Annotated in this window: 22 protein-coding genes; 13 read left to right on the top strand and 9 right to left on the bottom strand. The window is 52.0% G+C overall.

What is annotated here, in order from left to right; genetic code table 11:
• The first annotated feature begins 20 nt into the window (after positions 1-20).
• Genes AACZ19_RS08150 through AACZ19_RS08140 form a run of 3 tightly spaced genes read left to right on the top strand, consistent with a single transcriptional unit; the run spans position 21 to position 2,941 of the window.
• Positions 21-887, top strand: a complete 867-nt coding sequence (locus AACZ19_RS08150) for a chorismate mutase (RefSeq protein ID WP_339632818.1) — start codon at positions 21-23, stop codon at positions 885-887.
• A 20-nt stretch (positions 888-907) separates the two neighbouring features.
• Positions 908-1,996: a histidinol-phosphate transaminase gene (gene hisC / locus AACZ19_RS08145; protein ID WP_339632817.1), complete on the top strand. Its 1,089-nt coding sequence runs from the start codon at positions 908-910 to the stop codon at positions 1,994-1,996.
• 3 nt (positions 1,997-1,999) lie between these two features.
• Complete coding sequence (locus tag AACZ19_RS08140) at positions 2,000-2,941, top strand: prephenate/arogenate dehydrogenase family protein (protein ID WP_339632816.1); 942 nt, start codon at positions 2,000-2,002, stop codon at positions 2,939-2,941.
• A gap of 5 nt (positions 2,942-2,946) precedes the next feature.
• On the opposite strand, the gene AACZ19_RS08135 is transcribed toward AACZ19_RS08140, so the two are convergent.
• Positions 2,947-3,993: a DUF2125 domain-containing protein gene (locus AACZ19_RS08135; RefSeq protein ID WP_339632815.1), complete on the bottom strand. Its 1,047-nt coding sequence runs from the start codon at positions 3,991-3,993 to the stop codon at positions 2,947-2,949.
• A 99-nt stretch (positions 3,994-4,092) separates the two neighbouring features.
• Here AACZ19_RS08135 and AACZ19_RS08130 point away from each other — a divergent pair, with 99 nt between their 5' ends.
• On the top strand, positions 4,093-5,001 hold the full coding sequence (locus AACZ19_RS08130; protein WP_339632812.1) for a DMT family transporter: 909 nt from the start codon (positions 4,093-4,095) through the stop codon (positions 4,999-5,001).
• Positions 4,998-5,600, top strand: a complete 603-nt coding sequence (locus tag AACZ19_RS08125; RefSeq protein ID WP_339632810.1) for a gamma-glutamylcyclotransferase — start codon at positions 4,998-5,000, stop codon at positions 5,598-5,600. Before AACZ19_RS08130 ends, AACZ19_RS08125 begins: the two co-directional genes overlap by 4 nt.
• 23 nt (positions 5,601-5,623) lie before the next feature.
• Here AACZ19_RS08125 and AACZ19_RS08120 read toward each other — a convergent pair whose 3' ends face one another.
• From AACZ19_RS08120 to ftsE, 7 genes are all read right to left on the bottom strand, one after another.
• The gene (locus AACZ19_RS08120; RefSeq protein ID WP_339632808.1) at positions 5,624-6,052 is read right to left on the bottom strand and encodes a VOC family protein; all 429 of its coding nucleotides are present in this window, start codon (positions 6,050-6,052) and stop codon (positions 5,624-5,626) included.
• Between the two features lie 28 nt (positions 6,053-6,080).
• Positions 6,081-8,411 (bottom strand): adenosylcobalamin-dependent ribonucleoside-diphosphate reductase, encoded by a 2,331-nt coding sequence (locus AACZ19_RS08115; protein ID WP_339632806.1) that lies wholly within the window; start codon positions 8,409-8,411, stop codon positions 6,081-6,083.
• An 87-nt stretch (positions 8,412-8,498) separates the two neighbouring features.
• The gene (locus tag AACZ19_RS08110) at positions 8,499-9,227 is read right to left on the bottom strand and encodes a lysophospholipid acyltransferase family protein (RefSeq protein WP_339632804.1); all 729 of its coding nucleotides are present in this window, start codon (positions 9,225-9,227) and stop codon (positions 8,499-8,501) included.
• Between the two features lie 21 nt (positions 9,228-9,248).
• Positions 9,249-9,830 (bottom strand): YdcF family protein, encoded by a 582-nt coding sequence (locus AACZ19_RS08105; RefSeq protein WP_339632802.1) that lies wholly within the window; start codon positions 9,828-9,830, stop codon positions 9,249-9,251.
• A 3-nt stretch (positions 9,831-9,833) separates the two neighbouring features.
• Complete coding sequence (locus tag AACZ19_RS08100; RefSeq protein WP_339632800.1) at positions 9,834-10,379, bottom strand: HAD-IIIA family hydrolase; 546 nt, start codon at positions 10,377-10,379, stop codon at positions 9,834-9,836.
• Position 10,380: 1 nt separating this feature from the next.
• The gene (locus AACZ19_RS08095) at positions 10,381-11,268 is read right to left on the bottom strand and encodes a hypothetical protein (RefSeq protein ID WP_339632798.1); all 888 of its coding nucleotides are present in this window, start codon (positions 11,266-11,268) and stop codon (positions 10,381-10,383) included.
• Complete coding sequence (gene ftsE, locus AACZ19_RS08090) at positions 11,265-11,963, bottom strand: cell division ATP-binding protein FtsE (RefSeq protein ID WP_339632796.1); 699 nt, start codon at positions 11,961-11,963, stop codon at positions 11,265-11,267. Before ftsE ends, AACZ19_RS08095 begins: the two co-directional genes overlap by 4 nt.
• Positions 11,964-12,087: 124 nt before the next feature.
• Between ftsE and AACZ19_RS08085 the strand changes: the two genes are divergently transcribed.
• From AACZ19_RS08085 to AACZ19_RS08075, 3 genes are read left to right on the top strand one after another with little or no spacing between them, the layout of a single operon-like run.
• Positions 12,088-12,795 carry a DUF3426 domain-containing protein gene (locus AACZ19_RS08085; RefSeq protein ID WP_339632794.1) on the top strand — a complete coding sequence of 236 codons (708 nt, stop codon included), beginning with the start codon at positions 12,088-12,090 and terminating at the stop codon, positions 12,793-12,795.
• Between the two features lie 53 nt (positions 12,796-12,848).
• Positions 12,849-13,388 (top strand): hypoxanthine phosphoribosyltransferase, encoded by a 540-nt coding sequence (hpt, locus tag AACZ19_RS08080; RefSeq protein WP_339632792.1) that lies wholly within the window; start codon positions 12,849-12,851, stop codon positions 13,386-13,388.
• A 12-nt stretch (positions 13,389-13,400) separates the two neighbouring features.
• Positions 13,401-13,829, top strand: coding sequence for a response regulator (locus AACZ19_RS08075; protein ID WP_339632790.1), 429 nt, complete (start codon positions 13,401-13,403; stop codon positions 13,827-13,829).
• Positions 13,830-13,840: 11 nt separating this feature from the next.
• Here AACZ19_RS08075 and AACZ19_RS08070 read toward each other — a convergent pair whose 3' ends face one another.
• On the bottom strand, positions 13,841-14,362 hold the full coding sequence (locus AACZ19_RS08070) for a prepilin peptidase (protein ID WP_339632788.1): 522 nt from the start codon (positions 14,360-14,362) through the stop codon (positions 13,841-13,843).
• A gap of 295 nt (positions 14,363-14,657) precedes the next feature.
• On the opposite strand from AACZ19_RS08070, the gene AACZ19_RS08065 reads away from it, so the two are divergent.
• From AACZ19_RS08065 to AACZ19_RS08045, 5 genes are all read left to right on the top strand, one after another.
• On the top strand, positions 14,658-15,797 hold the full coding sequence (locus AACZ19_RS08065) for an integrase arm-type DNA-binding domain-containing protein (RefSeq protein WP_339632785.1): 1,140 nt from the start codon (positions 14,658-14,660) through the stop codon (positions 15,795-15,797).
• Positions 15,798-15,996: 199 nt separating this feature from the next.
• Complete coding sequence (dcm, locus tag AACZ19_RS08060; protein ID WP_339632783.1) at positions 15,997-17,259, top strand: DNA (cytosine-5-)-methyltransferase; 1,263 nt, start codon at positions 15,997-15,999, stop codon at positions 17,257-17,259.
• 12 nt (positions 17,260-17,271) lie between these two features.
• Complete coding sequence (gene vsr / locus AACZ19_RS08055; RefSeq protein WP_339632781.1) at positions 17,272-17,730, top strand: DNA mismatch endonuclease Vsr; 459 nt, start codon at positions 17,272-17,274, stop codon at positions 17,728-17,730.
• The gene (locus tag AACZ19_RS08050) at positions 17,727-19,124 is read left to right on the top strand and encodes an MvaI/BcnI family restriction endonuclease (protein WP_339632779.1); all 1,398 of its coding nucleotides are present in this window, start codon (positions 17,727-17,729) and stop codon (positions 19,122-19,124) included. Before vsr ends, AACZ19_RS08050 begins: the two co-directional genes overlap by 4 nt.
• A 165-nt stretch (positions 19,125-19,289) precedes the next feature.
• On the top strand, positions 19,290-21,449 hold the full coding sequence (locus tag AACZ19_RS08045) for an ATP-binding protein (protein WP_339632777.1): 2,160 nt from the start codon (positions 19,290-19,292) through the stop codon (positions 21,447-21,449).

Below are 21,449 nucleotides of genomic sequence, written 5' to 3'. Positions count from 1 at the left end.
TGTTTATTCAGGTAACTAAAGTGACAATAACAAATACTAAACTGGAAGCACTTCGGGCTGAAATCGATCGGCTGGATGCGGAACTTCTTTCGGTTCTGGAGAAGCGCATTGCCATCGTTGAGGATATCGCCGCGGCAAAGAAGGATGATGGCAAGGCAATTGCCTTTCGTCCGGGCAGAGAGGCATCCATTCTTCGAAACATTCTGAAGACTCATTCCAGCAAGCTCTCCGATACGGTTATCGCCGCGATCTGGCGGGAGCTTATTTCCGCTGTAGGTGCGATGCAGCGGCCCTATTCCGTTTCCATTACAGCGCCGGATAAATCCGTCGGCTATTGGGATCTCGCACGATTTCACTTTGGCTCTGCCACACCGATGAAGCTTTATCAGCTCCCGACGGTGGTTCTCCGTGAAGTATACGAAAATCCGACGACACTGGGTGTCCTGCCTTGGCTCTCCCGGGAGCGGGATATCTGGTGGATGCAGCTTGCGCAGGGCGGGGAAAATGTTCCCAAGATTCTTGCGGCATTGCCGTTTCTGGACAATCCCTCTGGCGGTTTTGAAGACCTGAACTCATTGGTTATCGGGCAGGCGGAGCCGGAACCCTCCGGTGATGACGTGACCTTGATGGTGGTTGCCACCCGTGATGAAGTAAGCCGCGCCCGCCTTAATGAAAATCTCGTCAAGGCAGGCCTTAAGGGCTATTGCGCTGACTCCCGTTCACCGGACACGGGCGATGGTGACTGGCTACATCTTATTGAAATGCCGGAATTTGTGGCGAAAAATGACCCGCGTCTTGAGGAACTTGGCAAGATAAACGGAGACGGGTTTATCAAGGCGGTTATCCTCGGTGCTTATGCCGTTCCCATTCAGCAGTCAATTACGTAATCCCAGTTGAAAGAAGTGCTATGACGACACCGGTCCCACAGCCAGGTATTATGACCATTTCACCCTATGTTGGCGGTAAATCAAAGGCAGGTGAGAGGCAGACGGTTGCGAAGCTCTCTTCGAACGAGTCTCCACTCGGACCGAGCCCCAAAGCTGTGGCTGCGATTGAGGCTGTGCTGACCGATGGACATCGCTATCCGGATGGTGGCTCCAGACTCCTGATCGAAGCAATTGCCGAGGTTCATAATATTGACCCGGCGCGCATTGTTTGTGGCAACGGATCTGATGAACTGATTTCCCTGCTGAATACCGCCTATGTCGGGCCGGATGACGAGGTGTTGTTCCCGGAGTATGGATTTCTGATGTATGCCATTTCAGCGACTGTTTCCGGGGCCACTCCGGTCAAGGCGCCGGAGGTGAACCGGACAACCGACGTTGACAGCCTGCTCGCGGCGGTGACGGAACAAACGAAGATTGTGTTCCTTGCCAATCCGAATAACCCGACAGGAACCTATATACCGCAGTCGGAGGTCGAGCGCTTGAGGGATGGGCTGCGCGACGACATTCTGCTGGTTCTTGATGCTGCTTATGCGGAATATGTGACACGGGAAGATTATCGGGCCGGTATAGAGATGGTGGAGGCTCATGACAATGTTGTCATGACCCGGACATTCTCGAAAATATACGGGCTTGCGGCGGTGCGCCTCGGCTGGGCATATTGCCCGCCTGCGATTGTTGATGTCCTTAATCGTGTGCGCGGACCGTTTAATGTCAACGCGCTGGCTCAGGCCGGAGGCGTTGAGGCGGTGCGGGATCAGGCGCATATTGAAAAAGCGCGGAAGCATAATGACAAGTGGTTGCCGATACTGACGCAAAGTTTCCGTGGAATGGGCCTGGAAGTGACTCCGAGCGTTGGAAATTTTTTGCTTCTCGATTTCGATGGCAGCGGTAAGTCGGCGGTGGATGCCGAGGCGTATCTGGCGGATCAGGGATTGTTGCTGCGGGCTGTGGCCGGATATGGCCTGCCCAATTGCCTGCGCATGACGATCGGGCAGGACGATGAGAACCACGCAGTGATAGAGGCGCTCCGGGCGTTTCTCGGGAAATAGATTATGACGGAAGTGAAATTCAAACGACTGGCTCTTGTCGGGATCGGCTTGATCGGCTCTTCGATCGCCCGGTCGGCACGCAAGAACGGTCTCGCCGATGAAATCGTCTGTGCGGCCCGCACGGCGGACAGCCGCCGCGTCGCCAAGGAGCTGGGGATTGTCGATGTGGCGTATGAGAATCCGATTGACGCAGTCAAGGGCGCGGATCTGGTGATTTTCTGCACCCCGCTTGGCACCTATGGCAAGCTGGCGGAACAGGTTGCGCCGGTGCTTGAGAAAGGCGCCATTCTCTCCGATGTGGGCTCGGTTAAAAGTGCAGTGGTCGACGCCATCGGACCCCATGTGCCGGAGGGTGTCGACTTTATCCCGGGCCATCCGGTTGCGGGGACGGAAAAGTCAGGCCCGGCGGCGGGGTTTGCGGAGCTCTTTATCAATCGTTGGCTTATTTTGACACCTTGCGGAAAAGCAAGCGAGGCGGCAGTCGAGAAATTGACAGCTTTCTGGTCGGCGATGGGTAGCAAGGTGGAAATTATGGACCCCGAGCATCATGACCTGGTGCTGGCCATTACCTCGCATATTCCGCATTTGATTGCATATAATATTGTCGGCACGGCGGACGATCTGGAAGATGTCACCCAGTCAGAAGTCATTAAATATTCCGCCGGTGGTTTCCGGGACTTTACCCGTATCGCGGCGTCCGATCCAACCATGTGGCGGGATGTTTTCCTGCACAACAAGGAGGCTGTACTGGAGATGCTGGGTCGTTTTACCGAAGATCTGACCGCGTTACAGCGAGCTATCCGGCGCGATGATGGTGAGACACTGTTTAATATCTTTTCGCGCACGCGGGCGATCCGGCGGCAGATTATCGATGCAGGCCAGGAAACGCCGGAGCCTGATTTTGGCCGTGCGCATAAAGCGGAAGAGTTGCCCAAGAAATCCTGAAGCGGTTAGTTGCTTCCGATGACGGAGCCGAGCCGCATCAGGAAAACCGGGCCGAGATACATCCCGCCATCCTGCGCGGACAAGGGCAGGGCAATATAACGCTTGCCGTCCTTATCTTCACGCGAGAGCAGGTTTAGTCCAAACCCGATTGTGCGGGCTGTCTGGGCATCAAGTTGTCGAGAGTCGGTCAGGGCCGCGAGTATTGCCCCGTAACCGGAAATGCGGGTCTCGAGCTTGCCGATTGGGCGCATCCTGTCATCAAGGGCAATTGCGCCTTCTCCCGTCATGGCGCTTTCGCCCCATTTGATATTCAGCGCCTCAATATCGACATAACCCCCATTGTCTTGCCAGATGGCAAGCGTATCCGCCGCAGGCAGGCGTGGAATCTTTCCATGTAAAATGGTGGAAATGGAAAAGTCCTCTATATGCTCACCAAGCGGAAAATCCGCCATGCCGTCGACGGTTATGTCATCAGCGCGAAGAACAATCTGTTGCGCGGCAAGCTGCGGTTTTTTGTCTTCGGCTTCATTGTCCCGGGGCGGCGTTGGCCGTCCATGAAGCTGTACTCTTTGTGCGGTAACCGGAGGGCGCCAGGACGGCAGGGCATCAAGCTCCTTGATATCGAGAGCAAGGGTTTGCAGGCGTCCCTGAAGGCTGAATGTCGCACTCCCCAATGCGGATGTTGACGAAAAATTGAGTGTCCTTTCTTCTCCATTCTCCTGCCAACGGGCCTTTCCATCTCCATCAGCGCCAAAAATAACATGATTAATCTGCCACGGCTGAACCACCGCCCAGAACTCAGGAATTTTAATCGAGGGAGCCTGTATATGTGTCGGATTAGTGAGAGTGAGATTCTCTGCCGTTACTTTTATCCGATAGGGAAAGCCGGACGTCACCAGAGGATCATGGGTGACATCATATCCCTCACTGATACGCTGCTCTCGCCAGTTGTTGGCGAGATCCACCAACCGGTCAGCGACATAATGCCACCAATAGACATAGCTGCCCGAAATAACGATCAGTGCCAAAATTCCGCTGTACAGGATACGCATTTAAAGTCCGGGTTGATTGCTTGTGAAACTGCATGGCACTCTATATAGAAAGGACAGTAACTGTCACTGAATTTTCGGCCTCCGGAGCCTTCGTATCTTATGACAAACCCCAATGCTCCCCTGCATGAAACGCTATATCTGAAAGCGATGCCTTTCGTTTTTGTGTTTCTATGGAGTACGGGCTTTATCGGCGCGAAATTGGGCCTTCCCTATATCGAGCCCTTGAACTTTCTCTCAATCCGGTTCGCCATCAGCTTTTTGTTGATGGTGCCAGTCGTCCTGTTCACGCGGACCCATTGGCCCGCCCGCGGGCAGGATTATTTCCATATCTCTGTTGGCGGCCTTCTGATGCATGGCGGATATCTTGGCTTCGTCTTTCTGTCCATCAGCTATGGGACACCAGCAGGTATCTCTGCGCTTATTGTCGGGATACAACCCCTGATCGTAGCGGCTCTTGCAGGATTTTTGTTGAATGAGAATGTGACCCTTCAGAAATGGATCGGATTGTTACTGGGTCTCGCCGGTGTCTTCCTCGTTGTTTTCAATAAACTTTCTTTGGGGGAAGGAACCTACTTCGCGATGAGTTTCTCCTTCATCGCGCTTTTCTGTATTGCGGCCGGGACCCTGTATCAGAAGCGATTCTGCTCAAATATGAACATCAAAAGTGGCAATATGATCCAGTTCGCCGTGGCAGGGGTGTATTTTTTCATCACCTCCCATATTTTCGAGACGGGACATATTGTCTGGTCCGGTGAGCTAATCTTTGCGCTGCTTTGGCTGGTGTTCGTTCTGTCGCTTGGCGCCATGACGCTGTTGTATCTGTTGCTGCGGAGCGGGGCCGCGGCAAATGTTTCCAGCCTGTTTTACCTGACCCCGCCCTGTACGGCGGTGGTTGCCTATTTCCTTTTCGACGAACAATTGGGAATTCTTTCTCTGATCGGCATGGCGGTTGCGGCAGTTGGTGTCGCGTTGGTCAACTATCAACGGAAGAAGACGAGCGCTATATGACACGGAAATTTGACTTGGAACTGGAACCGGACCTCCCTCCCGTCGATTATCCCTTGCCAGACTTACCGGACGGAGAGGATCTCTGGATTTTTGGATATGGGTCTCTGATGTGGCGGCCGGGATTTGATCATCTGGGGATCCGTGATGCGCGGCTATTCGGGTATCACCGGGCGTTCTGCGTATCGTCGGTTGTCCATCGCGGCACACCCGAAAATCCGGGTCTTGTACTTGGCCTTGATCGGGGAGGTTCGTGCCGCGGGAAAGGCATTCTCTGCCCTGCCGATATACGTGAACCCGTCATCGACTATCTTTACCGGCGTGAAATGGTCACCAGTGTTTACCGGCCGAAAATGGTCAGGATCAAGCTGTTGGCTGAAGGCGTCATGGCGCCAGCGCTGACTTTTGTTGCCGATCCATCTCACGCGCAATATTGCGGCAAACCCGCATTGGAAGAGGCCGCGAGAATTATTGCCCGCGCCCATGGCCGCGGTGGTCCCAATGTAGATTATTTAAAAAGCACGCTGGAGCATCTTGATGAATTCGGCATCGCAGATGGACCCCTTCATCGCATTCTGAATCTGATTGAACGCGAGATGTAGGGGCATGTTGCCGGCAATTTTCGCTACTTGGCGAAGAGTTGATCCAGGTTTCTGAATGCCTTCAACTCGATGGCATTGCCCGCCGGGTCGGTAAAGAACATTGTTGCCTGCTCGCCCGGCTCTCCTTTGAAGCGGATATAGGGTTCAATTACAAATTCAACGCCCGCGCCGGTAAGGCGGTCCGCGGCTTCCTGCCAGTTTTCCATGTCCATGACCAGGCCGAAATGACGGCAGGGTACGCCATGCCCGTCGACGGCACTGGTCTTGGCTGTACCAATTTCCTCCGGTGCAAGATGCGCAACGATTTGATGGCCATAAAAATCAAAGTCTACCCAATCTGCAGAACTGCGCCCTTCGCCGCAACCGAGGAGGCCTTTATAGAATGTACGCGCTGCCTCAAGGTCATCGACAGGAAAGGCCAGATGAAAGGGGCGGATGGTTTTTTCCGTCATGTGTATCTCCGTTAAAGAATATCCGCCATTAGCTGCATTTGGAATAACCGCAAGCCGTGCAGGTATCGCAGCCTTCAATTTTCAGCAAGCCCGCTTCCCCGCATTGCGGGCATTGACGCAACAGACCCTCTTTTGGCTTGCTTTCCCCGTCAACCACGACTTTTGAGACTGCCTCGCTCGCCTTGTCCTTTATCTCTCCGGCGGGAGGTAAGAAGCCGATCTGAATCATATGGGTTTCGATGACCTCGCCAATCGCCGCGAGAAGAGAGGGAACATATTTCCCTTTCACCCAGGCCCCGCCGCGCGGATCGAAAACGGCCTTCAACTCCCCGACAACAAAACTGACATCGCCGCCCCGGCGGAAAACAGCGGAGATCATCCGGGTGAGGGCGACGGTCCAGGCAAAATGTTCGACATTCTTGGAGTTGATGAAAATCTCGAAAGGACGTCGCCGTCCGTCCTGAATAATGTCATTCAGTGTTATATATATGGCGTGATTGCTCTCCGGCCAGCGCAGCTTATAGGTCTGTCCCGGAAGTGTGCCGGGGCGGTCCAGCGGCTTGGTCATATAGACTATTCCGCCCGCCTCAAAGCTGTCATCGGGTGTGGAGAATGGTTCTTGCAGTGGCAAGTCCGGCTGAGCGGTGATATCGCTTTCCTTCTTCACCTCAAGGACGGCTCCGGTAATATCGTTGGGCCGATAGGTTGTGCAGCCCTTGCAGCCCTGCTCATAGGCCTGAAGATAAATATCCTTGAAATTTTCGAAGCTGATGTCCTCGGGGCAGTTAATGGTTTTGGAAATGGAACTGTCGATATAGTCCTGCACGGCTGCCTGCATACGCACATGGTCCGGCGGCGTTAGAACCTGCGCATCCACGAAGTAGTCGGGCAGCGGAGCATCTTCGCCTTTCAATCGCCGGAAAAGCCGAAGCGCATAATCGGTTACTTCCTCCGTCTTGCGGCTATCATCGGGCATCAGCACGTTGCGCGTGTAGGAAAAACTGAAGACCGGTTCGATCCCGCTTGAGACGTTGTCAGCCAGCAATGAAATGGTTCCCGTCGGCGCGACCGAGGTCACAAGGGCGTTTCGTATTCCATTTTCAGCGATGGCTTTCTGTACATCCTTGTCGAGTTTCTGGATTGTCTCGCCAGCAAGATATTTTTCCTTGTCATAGAGCGGGAACGCTCCCTTTTCCTTCGCAAGTTCGGTGGAGGCAAGATAGGCGGAACGCTGGATCTGCGTCATCCACTTGCGGGAGAGATCGAGAGATTTTTCAGAGCCATAGCGTACGCCGCACATGATCAGCGCGTCGGCGAGCCCGGTAATCCCCAGTCCGATCCGTCGTTTTGTCCGGGCTTCGTTTACTTGCTCGGACAGGGGATAACCGGACACATCGATCACATTGTCCATCAAGCGGATGGCGTCTCTCACCACGCCATCAAGTTTATCCATATCGATAGTGGCTTTTTTCTCAAATGGCTTCGTCACCATTTTGGTCAGGTTGACAGATCCCAAAAGGCAGGCGCCATAAGGAGGTAGCGGCTGTTCCCCGCATGGATTGGTGCCGGTTATGGTCTCGCAATAATATAAATTGTTCCGGGCGTTGATGCGGTCGATAAAGATGACGCCCGGCTCCGCGAAGGCGTAGGTTGCGCGCATAATCTCGTTCCAAAGATCGCGGGCCTGAACTGTATTGTACACCGTTCCGTCAAAGCGGAGTTCCCACGCGTCATCCTTCTTGACCGCCTCCATAAACGCATCCGTTACCAGAACCGAGAGATTGAACATCCGGAGGCGTCCGGGGTCTTGCTTTGCCTTGATAAAGTCGAGGATATCCGGGTGGTCACACCGAATCGTTGCCATCATGGCACCGCGGCGGGAGCCCGCGCTCATGATCGTGCGGCACATGCTGTCCCACACATCCATAAAGCTGAGCGGGCCAGAGGCATCCGATCCCATGCCGTGCACAGGGGCGCCTTTCGGTCTTAGGGTCGAGAAATTATAGCCAATCCCCCCGCCCTGCTGCATGGTCAGCGCGGCTTCCTTCAGGTTATCGAAGATGGAAGACATGTCATCGCCAATGTCACCCATGACGAAGCAGTTAAACAGGGTGACTTTCCGCTTCGTCCCCGCGCCTGACAAGATACGCCCTGCGGGCAGGAATTTATAGTCTTCGAGAAGAGCGTAAAAACGGTCTTCCCATTTTTTGCGGGATTCGGCCGGCTCAACTTCGGCCATGGCTTTGGCAACGCGCCGCCAGCTATCGTCGATTGAGCGTTCCTTGTTACTGTCGTCGGCGGATCTGTGCCGGTATTTCATATCCCAGATCTGTTGGGAAATGGGCGCAACGGGTGGCATGAGGCACCTCGTATTCTGTAAATTCAATCTATCTTTAAATATAGTCTCAAAGGAACATTGCGCAAAATTTAAAGTGCGTGATTAGCGTTACGAAAGATACTTCTCGCGCCCTTCGGCAACAAGCGCTTGGGTTTTTGTCTCGATACGTTCCTTCAGCTCTTTCATAAAGACTTTGCGATCAAGGCCCGCTTCGATTGGCGGAAGAAATTCGATGACCATTACGCCGGGTCGGCAGAAGAAGCTTTTCCGTGGCCAGAAAAGCCCGGTGTTAAGAGCGATCGGGGTGACCGGTTGTTGCAATTTCGTATATAGCGCAGCAATGCCGGGCTGAAACGGCAAGTCCTCATCCAAAGGTGAACGGGTACCTTCGGGGAAGATGATGATAGGCCGCTCATCTTCGATCGCCTGCTGTGCCTGCGTTAGCATCGATTTTAACGCCGCGGCATGGCCCTTGCGATCGACGGCAATCATCTTCGTTTTGCGGCAGTACCAGCCATAAACCGGGATGTTCAGGAGCTCTTTTTTGAGAACAACAGCGGGATCATCCGTAATCCGGTGAAAAATCATGGTTTCAAAGGCGGACTGGTGTTTTGCTGCCAGTAGCGCGGCGCCCTTGGGTAAATATTCCGCCCCGCGGATTTCCAGGCGAAGACCGCAAATACTCTGAAGCAGAAAAACAATTCCATTGGTCCAGATACGCTGCCCGAGGACAATCCATTTCCGGTCAAAGGGCAGAGCGGGCAGGAAGGCCAGGTTCATGACGACCGACCAGGCAAAAAAGCAAATGAAAAAGCCAAGGGAACGCAGTTGTGTCACAAAACTCTCTTTCGGCAGAGGTTAATCGAGCCGGGCCCGGACAAGACTGAAAACATATTTGTTAAACTCACCGGCAACCACCATAAAGGCTCGCGGGTTTTTCCACCAGCCGGTTAGTTCGAGCGTATCACTTGCCACCGGATACGCAATAAGTTTGACGTCCGGCATCTCCCGTTTCAATTCAACGAGGCTACGCGGCATGTGATAGGCGCTGGTGACAATCGCCAAGCTGTTGAAGTTGTGGGATTTTGCCCAAAGTGATGCTTCATAGGCGTTGCCGACTGTGTTCCGGGCGAGCCGCCCCAGATCAACGCAGCAATTCATAAGTTCCTGACTCTGCCCTGTCGCCTGACGTAATGTTTCACGTGTAACTTTGGAATTTACACCGGAGACGAGCAATCTTGCCCCTTCATTGTCCTTAAGCAGGTCAAATCCGGCCGTCAGCCGGGCGGGGGTGCCCGTCAATATGACTATGCCGCTAACCTTTTGCGGTGGCGTTGGCATCACATCGCTGACTTCTGCCATAAAAGTCAGAAAGGCACCCAGCCAGAGGCAGAGTAAAATGAACAGGGTTGCTAAAACACCTCTTATACCGAAGGGCATGCTCTAGAACCTTCCTTCAAGAATGAAATTCGCCGCTTCGTCCAAATCAGCTGCGATATGGACTGGCATCAAATGACGCTTCAGGCCATCCGCCAGGGTTTTTCTCCCCTTTCCCGTTTGCACGAGAATTCGGTGGCAGCTAGCGGATTTAGCCGCCTCAATGTCCCGTTCGCTATCGCCAATTAAAACAGTTTCGGCAGGAAGCATATTGAATTTCCGCATCGCCTCTATCAGCATTCCCGGACCCGGTTTTCGCCGCTCCGTTGCCGCCCAGGGGGCATCCGGTGCGATGATTATATCATCAAGCCGCCCGGCCACTTTCGCCAGGGCATCGCGCAGCTTTCCGTGAATAGAATCAAGTTGATCTTCATTGATGATGCCGCGCCCGATACAGGACTGGTTGGTAACAACAGCCAGTTTATGCCCGTGGCCATTAAGCCGTGCAATTGCTTCCAGAGCTTTCGGAATAAAAATCAGTTCGGCCGGGGATTTGACGAAATCTGCCCGGTCCTCATTAATTACGCCATCCCTGTCCAGCAAAACCAGCATCCTACATCATCCGGCCAAGCGATTTCAGGACGACCAACCGCACCGTATATTTAGTGAGCAGGGCAACAAGGATGGGGAGCAATAACAAGGCAATTATCCCTTCAATACCAACAGACAAGGGCGGCAACATCGAGGCCTCAAGCGAACCGACCAGAAAATTGAAAACAAACATGACAATGATGGCGACGATAAGGCCGGGCAGGGCACCGAGAAAACTGAGTCGTGAAAAATAGTTCTGGAACTGCTCCGCAATATAGTTGTCTCGCGCGCCAATCAGGTGAAGAACCTGTATGACTTCTGAATGCATGATAAGGCCGGTGCGCACGGCAAATATGACGATAATCACTGTCACGCCACCAATCAGTAGCATGATGGCGGCGGCAAGCAGCTGTATGGAACGTCCAAGTAGAACCATCTTGTCCAGCCAGGGACGATGTATGTCAAGGCGCGCACCGGGAACCGACTCGGACAGCTTTTCATTGAGTGCGGCAAGGTCAATGGCGCTTTCCTGCGCAATAATCACCTCTATCAGCCGGGGCACGGGCAAATCGCCCAAGGCTGTATTCTTGCCAAGGAACGGCTCCAGCAGCTTGAGGGTTTCATGGCGTTCAATGGCGCGGGCGGCGGCAACTCCCGGCGTATTGGTGAGAAGCTTGACGGCATCCTCGACCTTTTGGTCCAGATCTGCCTTCGGGTCAAAGGCGATTTCCACGGTGAGGTTTCCGGTGAGGGTCTCCGACCAGTCGTTGATGGCATTGTTTAGCGAGAAAAGGCCGCCGATTGACAGTGCCGCCAGGAAGATCATGGCGGATATCACAACGGGCAGATATCGCGTTGAGACATCTTTTTCGAGCTGTAATTCAGCCGATTTTCCAAAAATCTGCATCATGTATCGGCCTTGCTGGACTGAGCCGGTGTCTGATTTGGGCCGCTGGTTGTCAGCATACCGTCCTTCAGATACATGACCGGGTTGCCGAATCGCTTGATGAGTTCAAGATCATGGGTTGCAACGACGACAGTTGTGCCGATCTTGTTGAGTTCCTGAAACAGATACATCAATCGAAGGCCCATTTCCGCATCCATGCTGCCGGTTGGTTCATCCGCGATCAGGAGTTGGGGACGGTTTATGACGGCGCGGGCAATCGCGACCCGCTGTTTTTCGCCACCGGAAAGTGTTGGCGGTTTGGCGTCGACCTGGCGGCCAAGCCCCACCCATTCAAGCAGTTCGGCGACATGCTGGTAAATCTGGACATTTTTTGCGCCTGCAATTTTCAGAGGCAAGGCGACATTCTCAAGAGCGGAAAGATGATCAAGCAGGCGAAAATCCTGAAAAACAACGCCGATTTTCCGGCGCATGGCGGGCAGGTCATCCCGGGCGAGGCCCGAGACTTCCTTATTGAAAAGCGTGATCAGCCCCCGGCTTGGACGATGGGAGAGAGCCAGCAGTTTCAGCAGGGAGCTTTTGCCGGCACCTGTCGGACCTGTCAGGAAATGAAAAGACCCCGGACGCAGGTGAAAGTTGATATCACGCAACACTTCCGGTCCGAGACCATAGCGCATGCCGACATTTTCAAACCTGACCAATCCGTCCTCCTAAAAATACGCGACGAAAGATAAACTATGATAGATTTATCAGCCAGTCTTGTGCATGTCCAAGCAAACGCCTATAAAAAAGAAACTTTAATTCGTGAGCTGGTGTTTCTGGCCGATGATTCTAACTTGTCCGAGTTGCTCAACCCGTTATTCGATTGACCCGATTACCGTCGGCCCGGAAGGGCGTGCGGTAAAATGTGCCAAATGTGGCCATAAGTGGCGGGAATTTCAACCCGGCGACACGCCGAAACCTGTCGCGCCCGACGCTCTGGAAAAAGAAAACGTTAAACCGGAGGACGCGGGACAAGCACAGTCCGGCATGAGCATTGAGCAGATGACAAAGGCTCAATCGCGAAATGCTTCCCCGGCAAATAGCGGTAAAAAGCGGCGTTGGCTTGCTTGGCTCCTCCTCCTTCTGATATTGGGCGCTCTTGTTTGCGGCGCCTATTTTGGACGGAACGCCGTGGTGCAGGTCTGGCCGGGTTCGGCTGAATATTACCAGTATGTGCGTATAGATGTTGAAACGCAGAATATGCTCGGCTTGGAAATACATGACCTCAAGACCAGATCCGTCTTGAAGGATGGTGTTACGACCTTGACCGTTTCCGGCATTATCAAGAATATTACGGACAGCCCGCAGGCCTTGCCGAGAATCAAGGTCGCGCTTATCGATGAGACGGGGCAAAGCGTTTATAGCTGGACCACCACCGTTGAAGAATCCGAGGTTATGCCCTGGGGTCAGGTGGATTTCTCTACCAGCATGAATCAGCCGCCGGAAGAAGCGAAGAATGTCAAAGTTGATTTGATCGACCCGGAAAATTAGATGCAACTGGATCGGCAGGTTTTCATCTGCAAGTGTTGGGGAATTTGAAGAACATGGCAGAAGCTAGGCCCGAGATTGAAATTCTGTTCGCCAGTGCGGATATCGCCAAGCGCAATGACGAACTGGCGGAGGAAATCGCGGCAACCATGGGATCGGATATTCTGGTTATTGCGGTGTTGAAGGGGAGTTTTGTCTTCGCGGCGGATCTCATTCGCGCCCTGCATCATGCTGGCGTTAACCCGCAAATCGACTTTATGGCGTTGTCGTCTTACGGAGATAAAACGATCAGTAGCGGAACTGTGGTTATCACCCGTGATATTGTCGATACGGTAAAGGGCCGCAAGGTTTTACTGATTGATGATATCCTGGAATCCGGCCGCACCATGGCTTTTGCGACAAAGGAGCTCCTTTCCCGGGGCGCAGAAACGGTGAAAACCTGTCTGATGCTTGATAAAAAGGGAAAGCGGACTTCTGATTTCGAAGCTGATTTTGTCGGGTTCGACTGTCCGGATTTGTTTGTCGTCGGGTACGGGTTGGATTTTGCTCATTACTATCGGGAACTTCCCTATATCGGTCATATCATCAAGCATTGAACGGAATTTCATATGGCGCGTATTCTAGTTGCAGAAGATGAAGCCGCTCTTCGGGAATTTATCACTCGCGCTCTGACGCATCACGGTCATGAGGTCGTTGCTGTGGCGGATGGAGCGGAAGCGTTGACCATCCTGCAAAGTTCCAAACCATTCGACTTGTTGCTCACCGATATTGTCATGCCGGTCATGGATGGTATTGCGCTGGCCCTTAAAGTCACCAAGGAATTCCCGGGTGTCAGGATATTGATGATGACCGGTTATGCGGCGGAACGGCAACGGGCCTACAATCTCGAAATGCTGATTCATGACGTGATTGCAAAACCGTTCACCCTTGATGAAATATGTGAGAAGGTGGCCGAAGCGATGGTGAGTGACCGCAGCGTTCTAAAGCATGCAACGACATCGGATGAAGGGTTGCTTGCAAAAGACAGAGATAACTAGGGTCGCGGCCCCTACATAACCCGGAAGAACTGATAGAAAACAACGAAACCCGCAATGGCAATGGCGACGCCATAAGGGAGTTGTAGACCGAGTGTTTTGCCGGCCTGTAAATGTGGCGCCGGTTTTTTCAGGACAGATATGAAAAACCAGTCAATCAGCCCGGATATAGCGGGTATTCGGTAAAGGATGATTGGCAGGACATAAACGACAGCCAATGCCCCTCCGGCAAGGCATGTCATCAGCAAGAGCAGGAGAAGCTGGTCCGGTCCTGCCCAAAGGGCGAGCGCGGCGAGAAGTTTCACGTCGCCGCCGCCAAGCCAACCGAACGAGAAAATGACAATCCCCACAACAAGAACACCGGCGCCGCAGAGCAAATGCCAGGGAAGCGCCGCCCAGTCACCGGCAATTCCAGCCTGCAACAAATAAAGAGCGGCAATGATCAGGGGGAGCAGGTTTGGTATCCGGCGCGAAAAGACATCCCAGATCGCTGCGAGAAGGACCAGACCACCGGCCGACATCATCAGGACAGGCATTTTATGTAACCTCAACAGTCAAGAAACCAGCATTATTCTCCGGAATCCTAACGGCCAGATCTTAGCATATCGTTAAGAATTTCTGTTTGGATAAGTCAACACGAGGAAAACTCGATGGTGCCCCTGGCCCGCACGAGTTGGAAAAGTCATAGCTGCTCATAGTGTAACTAAATACATGTTTTAAATCAATAATATGGATATGCTCCTGATCATGGTGTAACATAGGATTTCACTGCTTCACAAGGCCAAAGGGGGACTGAACGGGGGGCCAAAAGAGGCTAAAAAAGGTGGACTGATGATCTATAAAACGCTGAATCAAATGAAAGCCAGGAACCTTTCTGCCGGAAAATATGCCGATGGACAAGGTTTATGGCTGATAAAGCGGTCCAAGGAATTCGGCAAATGGGTGCTGCGATTGTCGGTATCGGGAAAGCGCAGGGAAATGGGGCTGGGATCCTGGCCCGATGTTTCTATTGCTGAAGCCCGGGAGCGAGCCTCTGCTGCCCGCAAGCAATTGTGGGAGGGTATTGATCCCATCGAAGAACGACAGAGGGTGCGACAGCCAATTGAGAAGGTAACCGTCAAGGAAGCAGTCATGAGTTGCTTTGAGGCCAGACAGGCGGAATTGAAGGATGATGGCAAGGCGGGCAGATGGCTCTCGCCCTTGTCGATGCATATCCTGCCGAAGCTTGGCAAGAAGCCAATCGAATCCATTGACCAGCATATCCTGAAAAAACATTTGGAGCCCATCTGGCATGACAAGCCGGTCGCTGCTCGCAAAGCCCTGAACCGCATGAACCTTACCTTGAAGCATGCGGCCGCCCTTGGGCTGGATGTGGATTTGCAGGCGGTGATGAAGGCACAGGCGCTTTTAGGCAAACAACGCCATACGCCGTCTCATATTCCGTCCCTCCCCTATGAGGAAGCCCCGAAGTTTTATAAATGGCTCAAAACAAAGGATCTGCAATCCTGCTACGCTCTTCGCTTTTTGATGCTCACAGCGGCACGGACAAGCGAAATACGGTTTGCGACGTTTGACGAGATAGAGGGGGATGTCTGGTCACTGCCGCCAGAACGAACTAAAACCGGCAAAGCCCACCGTATCCCTCTAACGACAGAAGCATTAGCGGTCATCAAGCAAGCGAAGCAAAGTGATAGTCAAAAGCTGCTGTTTCCGTCTATCAGCGGAAAACCAATGTCCGACGCCACCATGTCCCGCTTTATGGAGCGCGAAGGCTATGATGCCCGCCCTCACGGCTTCAGAGCGACATTCCGGACCTGGGTGGAAGAACAAACCGATGCTGAGTTTGATGTGAAGGAGGCTGCCTTGGGGCATCAGGTGGATTCTAGCATCGTACGGGCTTATCAGCGGTCTGATAGGTTTGAGAAGCGGAAAAGACTGATGGGGAAGTGGGAGTTCTTTTTGGTAAATTAATTGGAGAAGCATTCATTGGTGTCACGAAGATGCTGCCAATGACTGAAAATTGTAACGGCTTTGCTCTGAAAGTGCCGGTTTGAAATTACCTGCCAAAATAGAACAAAATCAGAACAATCAGACTTTACACTCTAACTTCTGGGTGTTAATCTCCCCAAAATGTCAAAATATGTCCCAGCAAGAAATTCAGAGAGAGACGATGCAAGAGTTGGATTTTCGTGAGTTGCGTGAGCAGAATGCCTTGTCTGTTGAGGAGGTTGCTCACCTGTTAGGCGTAAATGTAAAGACCATCTATCGCTGGGAAAATGGTGAGATCGAGCCAAAGAAACATTGCTTTGAAATTCTCCGAGACAAACTCGAATACAAAAAGAGTTTTCGCAACCCGCATCCTGATTTCAGGTTCATTGACCTGTTTGCAGGAATTGGCGGTATCCGCCGCGGTTTTGAGGCAGTTGGCGGTAAATGCATCTATACATGCGAATGGGATGAATATGCGCAGCGTACATATCGCGCAAATTTCCATGACGATCATCATATCACAGGAGACATCACAAAGGTTAATCCCGCTGATATCCCCAAACACGAAGTCCTGCTTGCAGGCTTCCCTTGCCAACCTTTCAGCATTGCTGGCGTCTCGAAAAAGAAGGCACTCGGTCGTGCGCATGGATTCGAGGACAAAACTCAAGGCACCCTGTTCTATGATGTCCTGAGAATTCTGGAATACCATGAGCCCAGGGCATTTCTTCTGGAAAATGTGAAAAATTTGAAAAATCACAATAAGGGTGACACCTTCAAGACCATCATGGATGCCCTTCATGCACTTGGCTACCATACCTCAGTTAAAATTATTGACGCCAAGGGATATGTGCCCCAACACCGCGAGCGTATTTTCATTGTAGGCTTCAGAAACAAAAGCGGTTTCAACTTTGATAAGCTGAATTTTGTCAATCCTCAGAGTGGTCCGGCTTTGGGCTCAATCCTGCATGACGAGAGCGAAGAACCGGAAGGCGACTATACACTTCCTGCGATCGATGTCGGTAGCAACACCAGATCTTTCGTAAACCCTAAGTACACCCTGACTGACAAATTGTGGGAGTATCTCCAGAATTATGCCAAGAAACACAAGGCAGCGGGTAACGGATTCGGATATGGCCTAAATGGACCAGAGGACAAGGCAAGAACCCTATCGGCACGATATTACAAGGATGGCAGCGAAATTCTGATCAGGCAGGATGGTATGAATCCAAGACGGCTTACTCCGCGAGAGTGTGCTCGCCTTATGGGATATGACAAGGGGCGCAAGTCGGAAATGATCATACCGGTATCCGACACACGGGCTTACAAACAGTTTGGAAACTCGGTTGTTGTCCCGGTTATAGAAGCAATAGCCCGACACATGAAACCTTTTATCGTGGATGAAAGCCCTGAGCAGTCAAAGCTATTACCAGACGCTGCAGAATAACTGGAACCCGCAATGACCGATATCGTCTCGCCCGGGAAAAGAAGCAGTATGATGGCAGGTATAGGCGCGAAAGATACGAAACCTGAAATAATAATTAGAAAACTTCTGTATAGAGCGGGTTTCCGGTATCGCCTGCACGTGAAGGAACTTCCCGGCAAACCCGACCTGGTATTTCCGAAATACCGTGCAGTAATATTCGTCAACGGATGTTTCTGGCACGGCCATTCATGTCACCTGTTCAAATGGCCTAAATCCAGAGAGGAATTCTGGAGTAATAAGATTAAAGGCAATATTGCACGTGACAGGCGAAAAATTGATGATCTTCTTGATAAAAAATTGCGAGTAATGACAATATGGGAATGCGCGTTAAAAGGAAAATCCCGTATTGATCTGGATGAACTTCTAGGCCGGATAACTGTGTGGATCAAAGGCGATGAGGTTGAGGGCGAGATCTCAGGAGAACAGATGTGAGTGATCAGGGCGAGCTGCCGATGGGAGACCAATCGAAATCAAGGCATAATAGTGAAGGACCTTTACCGGATTTTACGTTAGATGAACTGCGCCACAGAATGAAAGTGCTTGACGTAAAAAGATTACTGATCAAAGAGCTCGCGCCAAACGACAATTCAAAGAACCAACCATACCTTTCTGGAAGTATGGACGTAGCAAACATCCTGCCATCAGGAACTGCTTATGTAGATGTCACCCCCAAAGGTAACCGGGTTATGAAAGCACCTCTTCCACTCGAATGGCTCCAACCCGACGGCGAAAGCGTTCCGGCTCCAGATGCGAAACTAATCCTCTATCCACAGTACCCGGAAGTGCGTTTTTCAGGCTTTCTCAATCGTGCTCGCAACGCGCCATCTCATCTCCTCACGACACGAATGCCCGGACGAATTCTGTTTTTCGGGATAACCAGAGATCGCAGGATCATTGGCTGGTGTGTCGGACCGGACAGCAAGATTGCCCGTGAAATCGCATCACTTGGAGAGCTGGAAACCGAGGGTGTATTCCGCATTATCCCACTAGAAGCTCGCAAGGCCTCAACGCGGGACATCCTGTTCAGGGAACTGCGACGCATCCACGAGTTGGACTGGATAGTATCGAAAGCACTGAGGCAGGATGGATCGATAGTACCCTGCCGCTCGTCTAACTGCATTGGCTACACACTCGAAGCTGAGCTGGGTGTTGCTCGAAACGGCCTGGCTGAACCCGATTTCGAAGGTTGGGAGGTCAAAGCCAATCAGGTCGGCAATTTCACAAGGCCTCCGCCACCAGGCAAAGCCATTACGCTTATGACACCTGAACCGACTGGCGGATTCTACAGAAAAGCAGGCGTGGAAGACTTCATTCGCACTTACGGCTATGAAGACAAGATGGGCCGCAAAGACAGGCTCAACTTCGGAGGTGTGCATCGCGTTGGAGTGCGCCATGACAGCACGCACTTGACGCTGGTTCTGGACGGGTACGACTTGGCGAATGGACAGATAACCAACCCGGAAGGCTCATTGAACTTGCTTGATGATCGCGGCGAAGTAGCTGCGGCCTGGAGCTTCACTGGCCTGCTGAACATCTGGAACCGTAAGCACGCAAAAGCCGTATATGTGCCGGGAGAAGTAAGGACAGACGCTGAGCGTAGCTATCGATACGGCGCCACTGTCAGAATAGGCGAAGGAACCAGTTTCAATCATCTTGTCAGAGCCTTGGCCAAAGGCGATGTGTACTATGATCCGGGCATCAAGCTTGAAAATGCATCCTCAGCAAAGCCAGGCATCAAGCGTCGGAGCCAGTTTCGGATAAAATCAGGCGACATGGAGGACTTGTATGACCGATTTGAAGTAGTATCAAGCTTTACAGATGCATAGATTTCTTGATTTGGGTTCGGCAAGCGCATGTTAATGCAGTTTTTTGAAAGGCACGACGATGTTCAAAATGATGGATTTTCCACAGCGGCTGAGGTCCAATGTTCGTGCCGCCTTAGATTTTGGCGTGAGTGCTTCTTGCCTCGCGGGACCGCTTGGAAACACTGAATGAGTGACGTTGATCAACAATATAGCTTCAAGTCACGAGCGCGCATACTTCAGCACTTGGGCGACCAGCTCATTGGGACTCCTAGGCTTGCTGTCTTCGAACTCGTGAAGAACGCCTACGATGCAGATGCTTCGTATTTGAATGTAGAAATTTTGGGAATTGGCACTGACGAACCCATTATCGTTGTTTCCGATGACGGAATCGGTATGTCTCTGGATACAATAAAGAATATCTGGCTGATTATCGCTCACGATCACAAAGAGAAAGAGCTGAAAGCTCGCAAACGAACCCCGAAAGGGCGACTGCCACTTGGGTCAAAGGGTCTTGGGCGACTGTCTGTTCATAAGCTCGGCGATCAGATCAAGCTTGTAACGCGGGCAGATGGGCACGACGAGGTTGTCGTGAAAATCAACTGGACCGAACTCATGACACATGAGTTTCTTGAAGATGCGCATATAAACATCACGACGCGCAAACCCGAGGTCTTTTCGGGAGATCAAACCGGAACGGAGATCACAATTTCCGAGCTTCGGGAGAAGCGCTGGACGCGAGGGGAGATCAGGCGCCTGTACCGCCAGATTACTTCAATATCATCCCCATTCGGTAAAGATACCAAGGACGATTTTGTAGCGTCGCTTAAAGTGCCGGAATATCCGCAGTGGATCGAGAGGCTTCCTGATCCGACAGAGATACTTAAGCGAGCTCCTTGGAAATACACGTTCCATTTTGACGGCAAGAATTTCAGCTACAGGTACAGCTTCCAGAAGATACCGGGGATAGCGCGAGAGCCCCGGGAAGTTATCCAGGAAGAAGGCCGACTCCTGGTGCCGCCGGCAGAAATCGATGACGATGATCCACTGTTTAGCCGCAAGTCGCAAAGCCCCACAATGAAAAAGGTCATTGCTGATGAAGAGATGCTCGAAGGTGTCGGGCCAATCGTTGGTGAGATATATGCCTTTGATCTTTCAGCTAGAATCACAAGCCGGATGGGTGAAATCCGTCTGATCCGCGATTTCCTCGAAGAAAACGGTGGCATTCGCGTTTATCGAGATGGCATTCGCGTCTATGACTATGGAGAACGAAGCAATGATTGGCTTGGTCTTGATCTTCGAAGAGTGAACAACCCGACCAAAGGACTGAGTCGTAACATTATCGTTGGGCATATCTCGCTCACACAGCAACAAAACACCGAGCTAGTCGAAAAATCAAACCGTGAAGGCTTTATCGAAAATGCGGCCTATGAACGTTTTCGAAGAGCCGTCATAGGAGCTATTGAGCCCTTGCAACGAGAACGGGAAGTTGACCGGAAGGCGATACGGGAAATCCTTGGTGATATACAGGATCCGGAAACCCGAAGCATCATGGAACCAGTTTCCCGGATTCGTGAAATTGCCCGAAAGAACAACTTAACGGGTCAGGTCGATCCGCTTCTCGATAGAATTGAGAATGAATACGTCAGCATGAAAGAAAGATTATTATCTGCGGGTATTTCAGGCACAAGCCTTGCCGTAGTCTTTCATGAAATCGAACAAGGCGTACGTTCCCTCTATAAGAATATCGAGGGCAATCCGGAGCTTGAGGGGATCGCAGAGCAAGTAAGGGAGATGATGCGCCTTCTCGACGGCTTCTCTGACCTACTGCGCAAGAAAGATCGCAAGCCCGTTGATCTAAAGGTTCTAGTGAAACGCGCCCGCGACCTCAGCTTGATACGCTTCCGACACCACAACGTTAAACTTGATTGCCCAGCCCTCAAGGATGACTTCCCAAGTGTGATGGTTTCATGTTCATTTGGTTTGACTTTGGGTGCGCTTACTAACCTGATCGATAACGCTATCTACTGGCTACGTACCCGGTGGCCGGAGGACGAAAATGACGAGAGCGGTCGCAGAATCTATCTAAACATCGATGAGGGGTTCGAAGGTGGACCAGCAATAATTGTTGCTGACAACGGTCCGGGCTTTCAGGATTCACCTTCGGAGATAGTGAGGCCTTTCTATTCGCGAAGACCTGAAGGCATGGGTATGGGCCTTTACTACGCGAATATGGTTATGGAGTTGAATGATGGCTCGCTCATCTTTCCTGATCCCGCTGAAGCCGATGTTCCCGACGAATTTGACGGCGCATTAGTGGCGCTGAGATTTCCTAAGCTCGGAGAATAG

It is taken from the genome of uncultured Sneathiella sp. (genome assembly GCF_963973085.1).
Taxonomy (GTDB): domain Bacteria; phylum Pseudomonadota; class Alphaproteobacteria; order Sneathiellales; family Sneathiellaceae; genus Sneathiella.
This window is presented reverse-complemented; position numbering and strand designations above follow the sequence as displayed.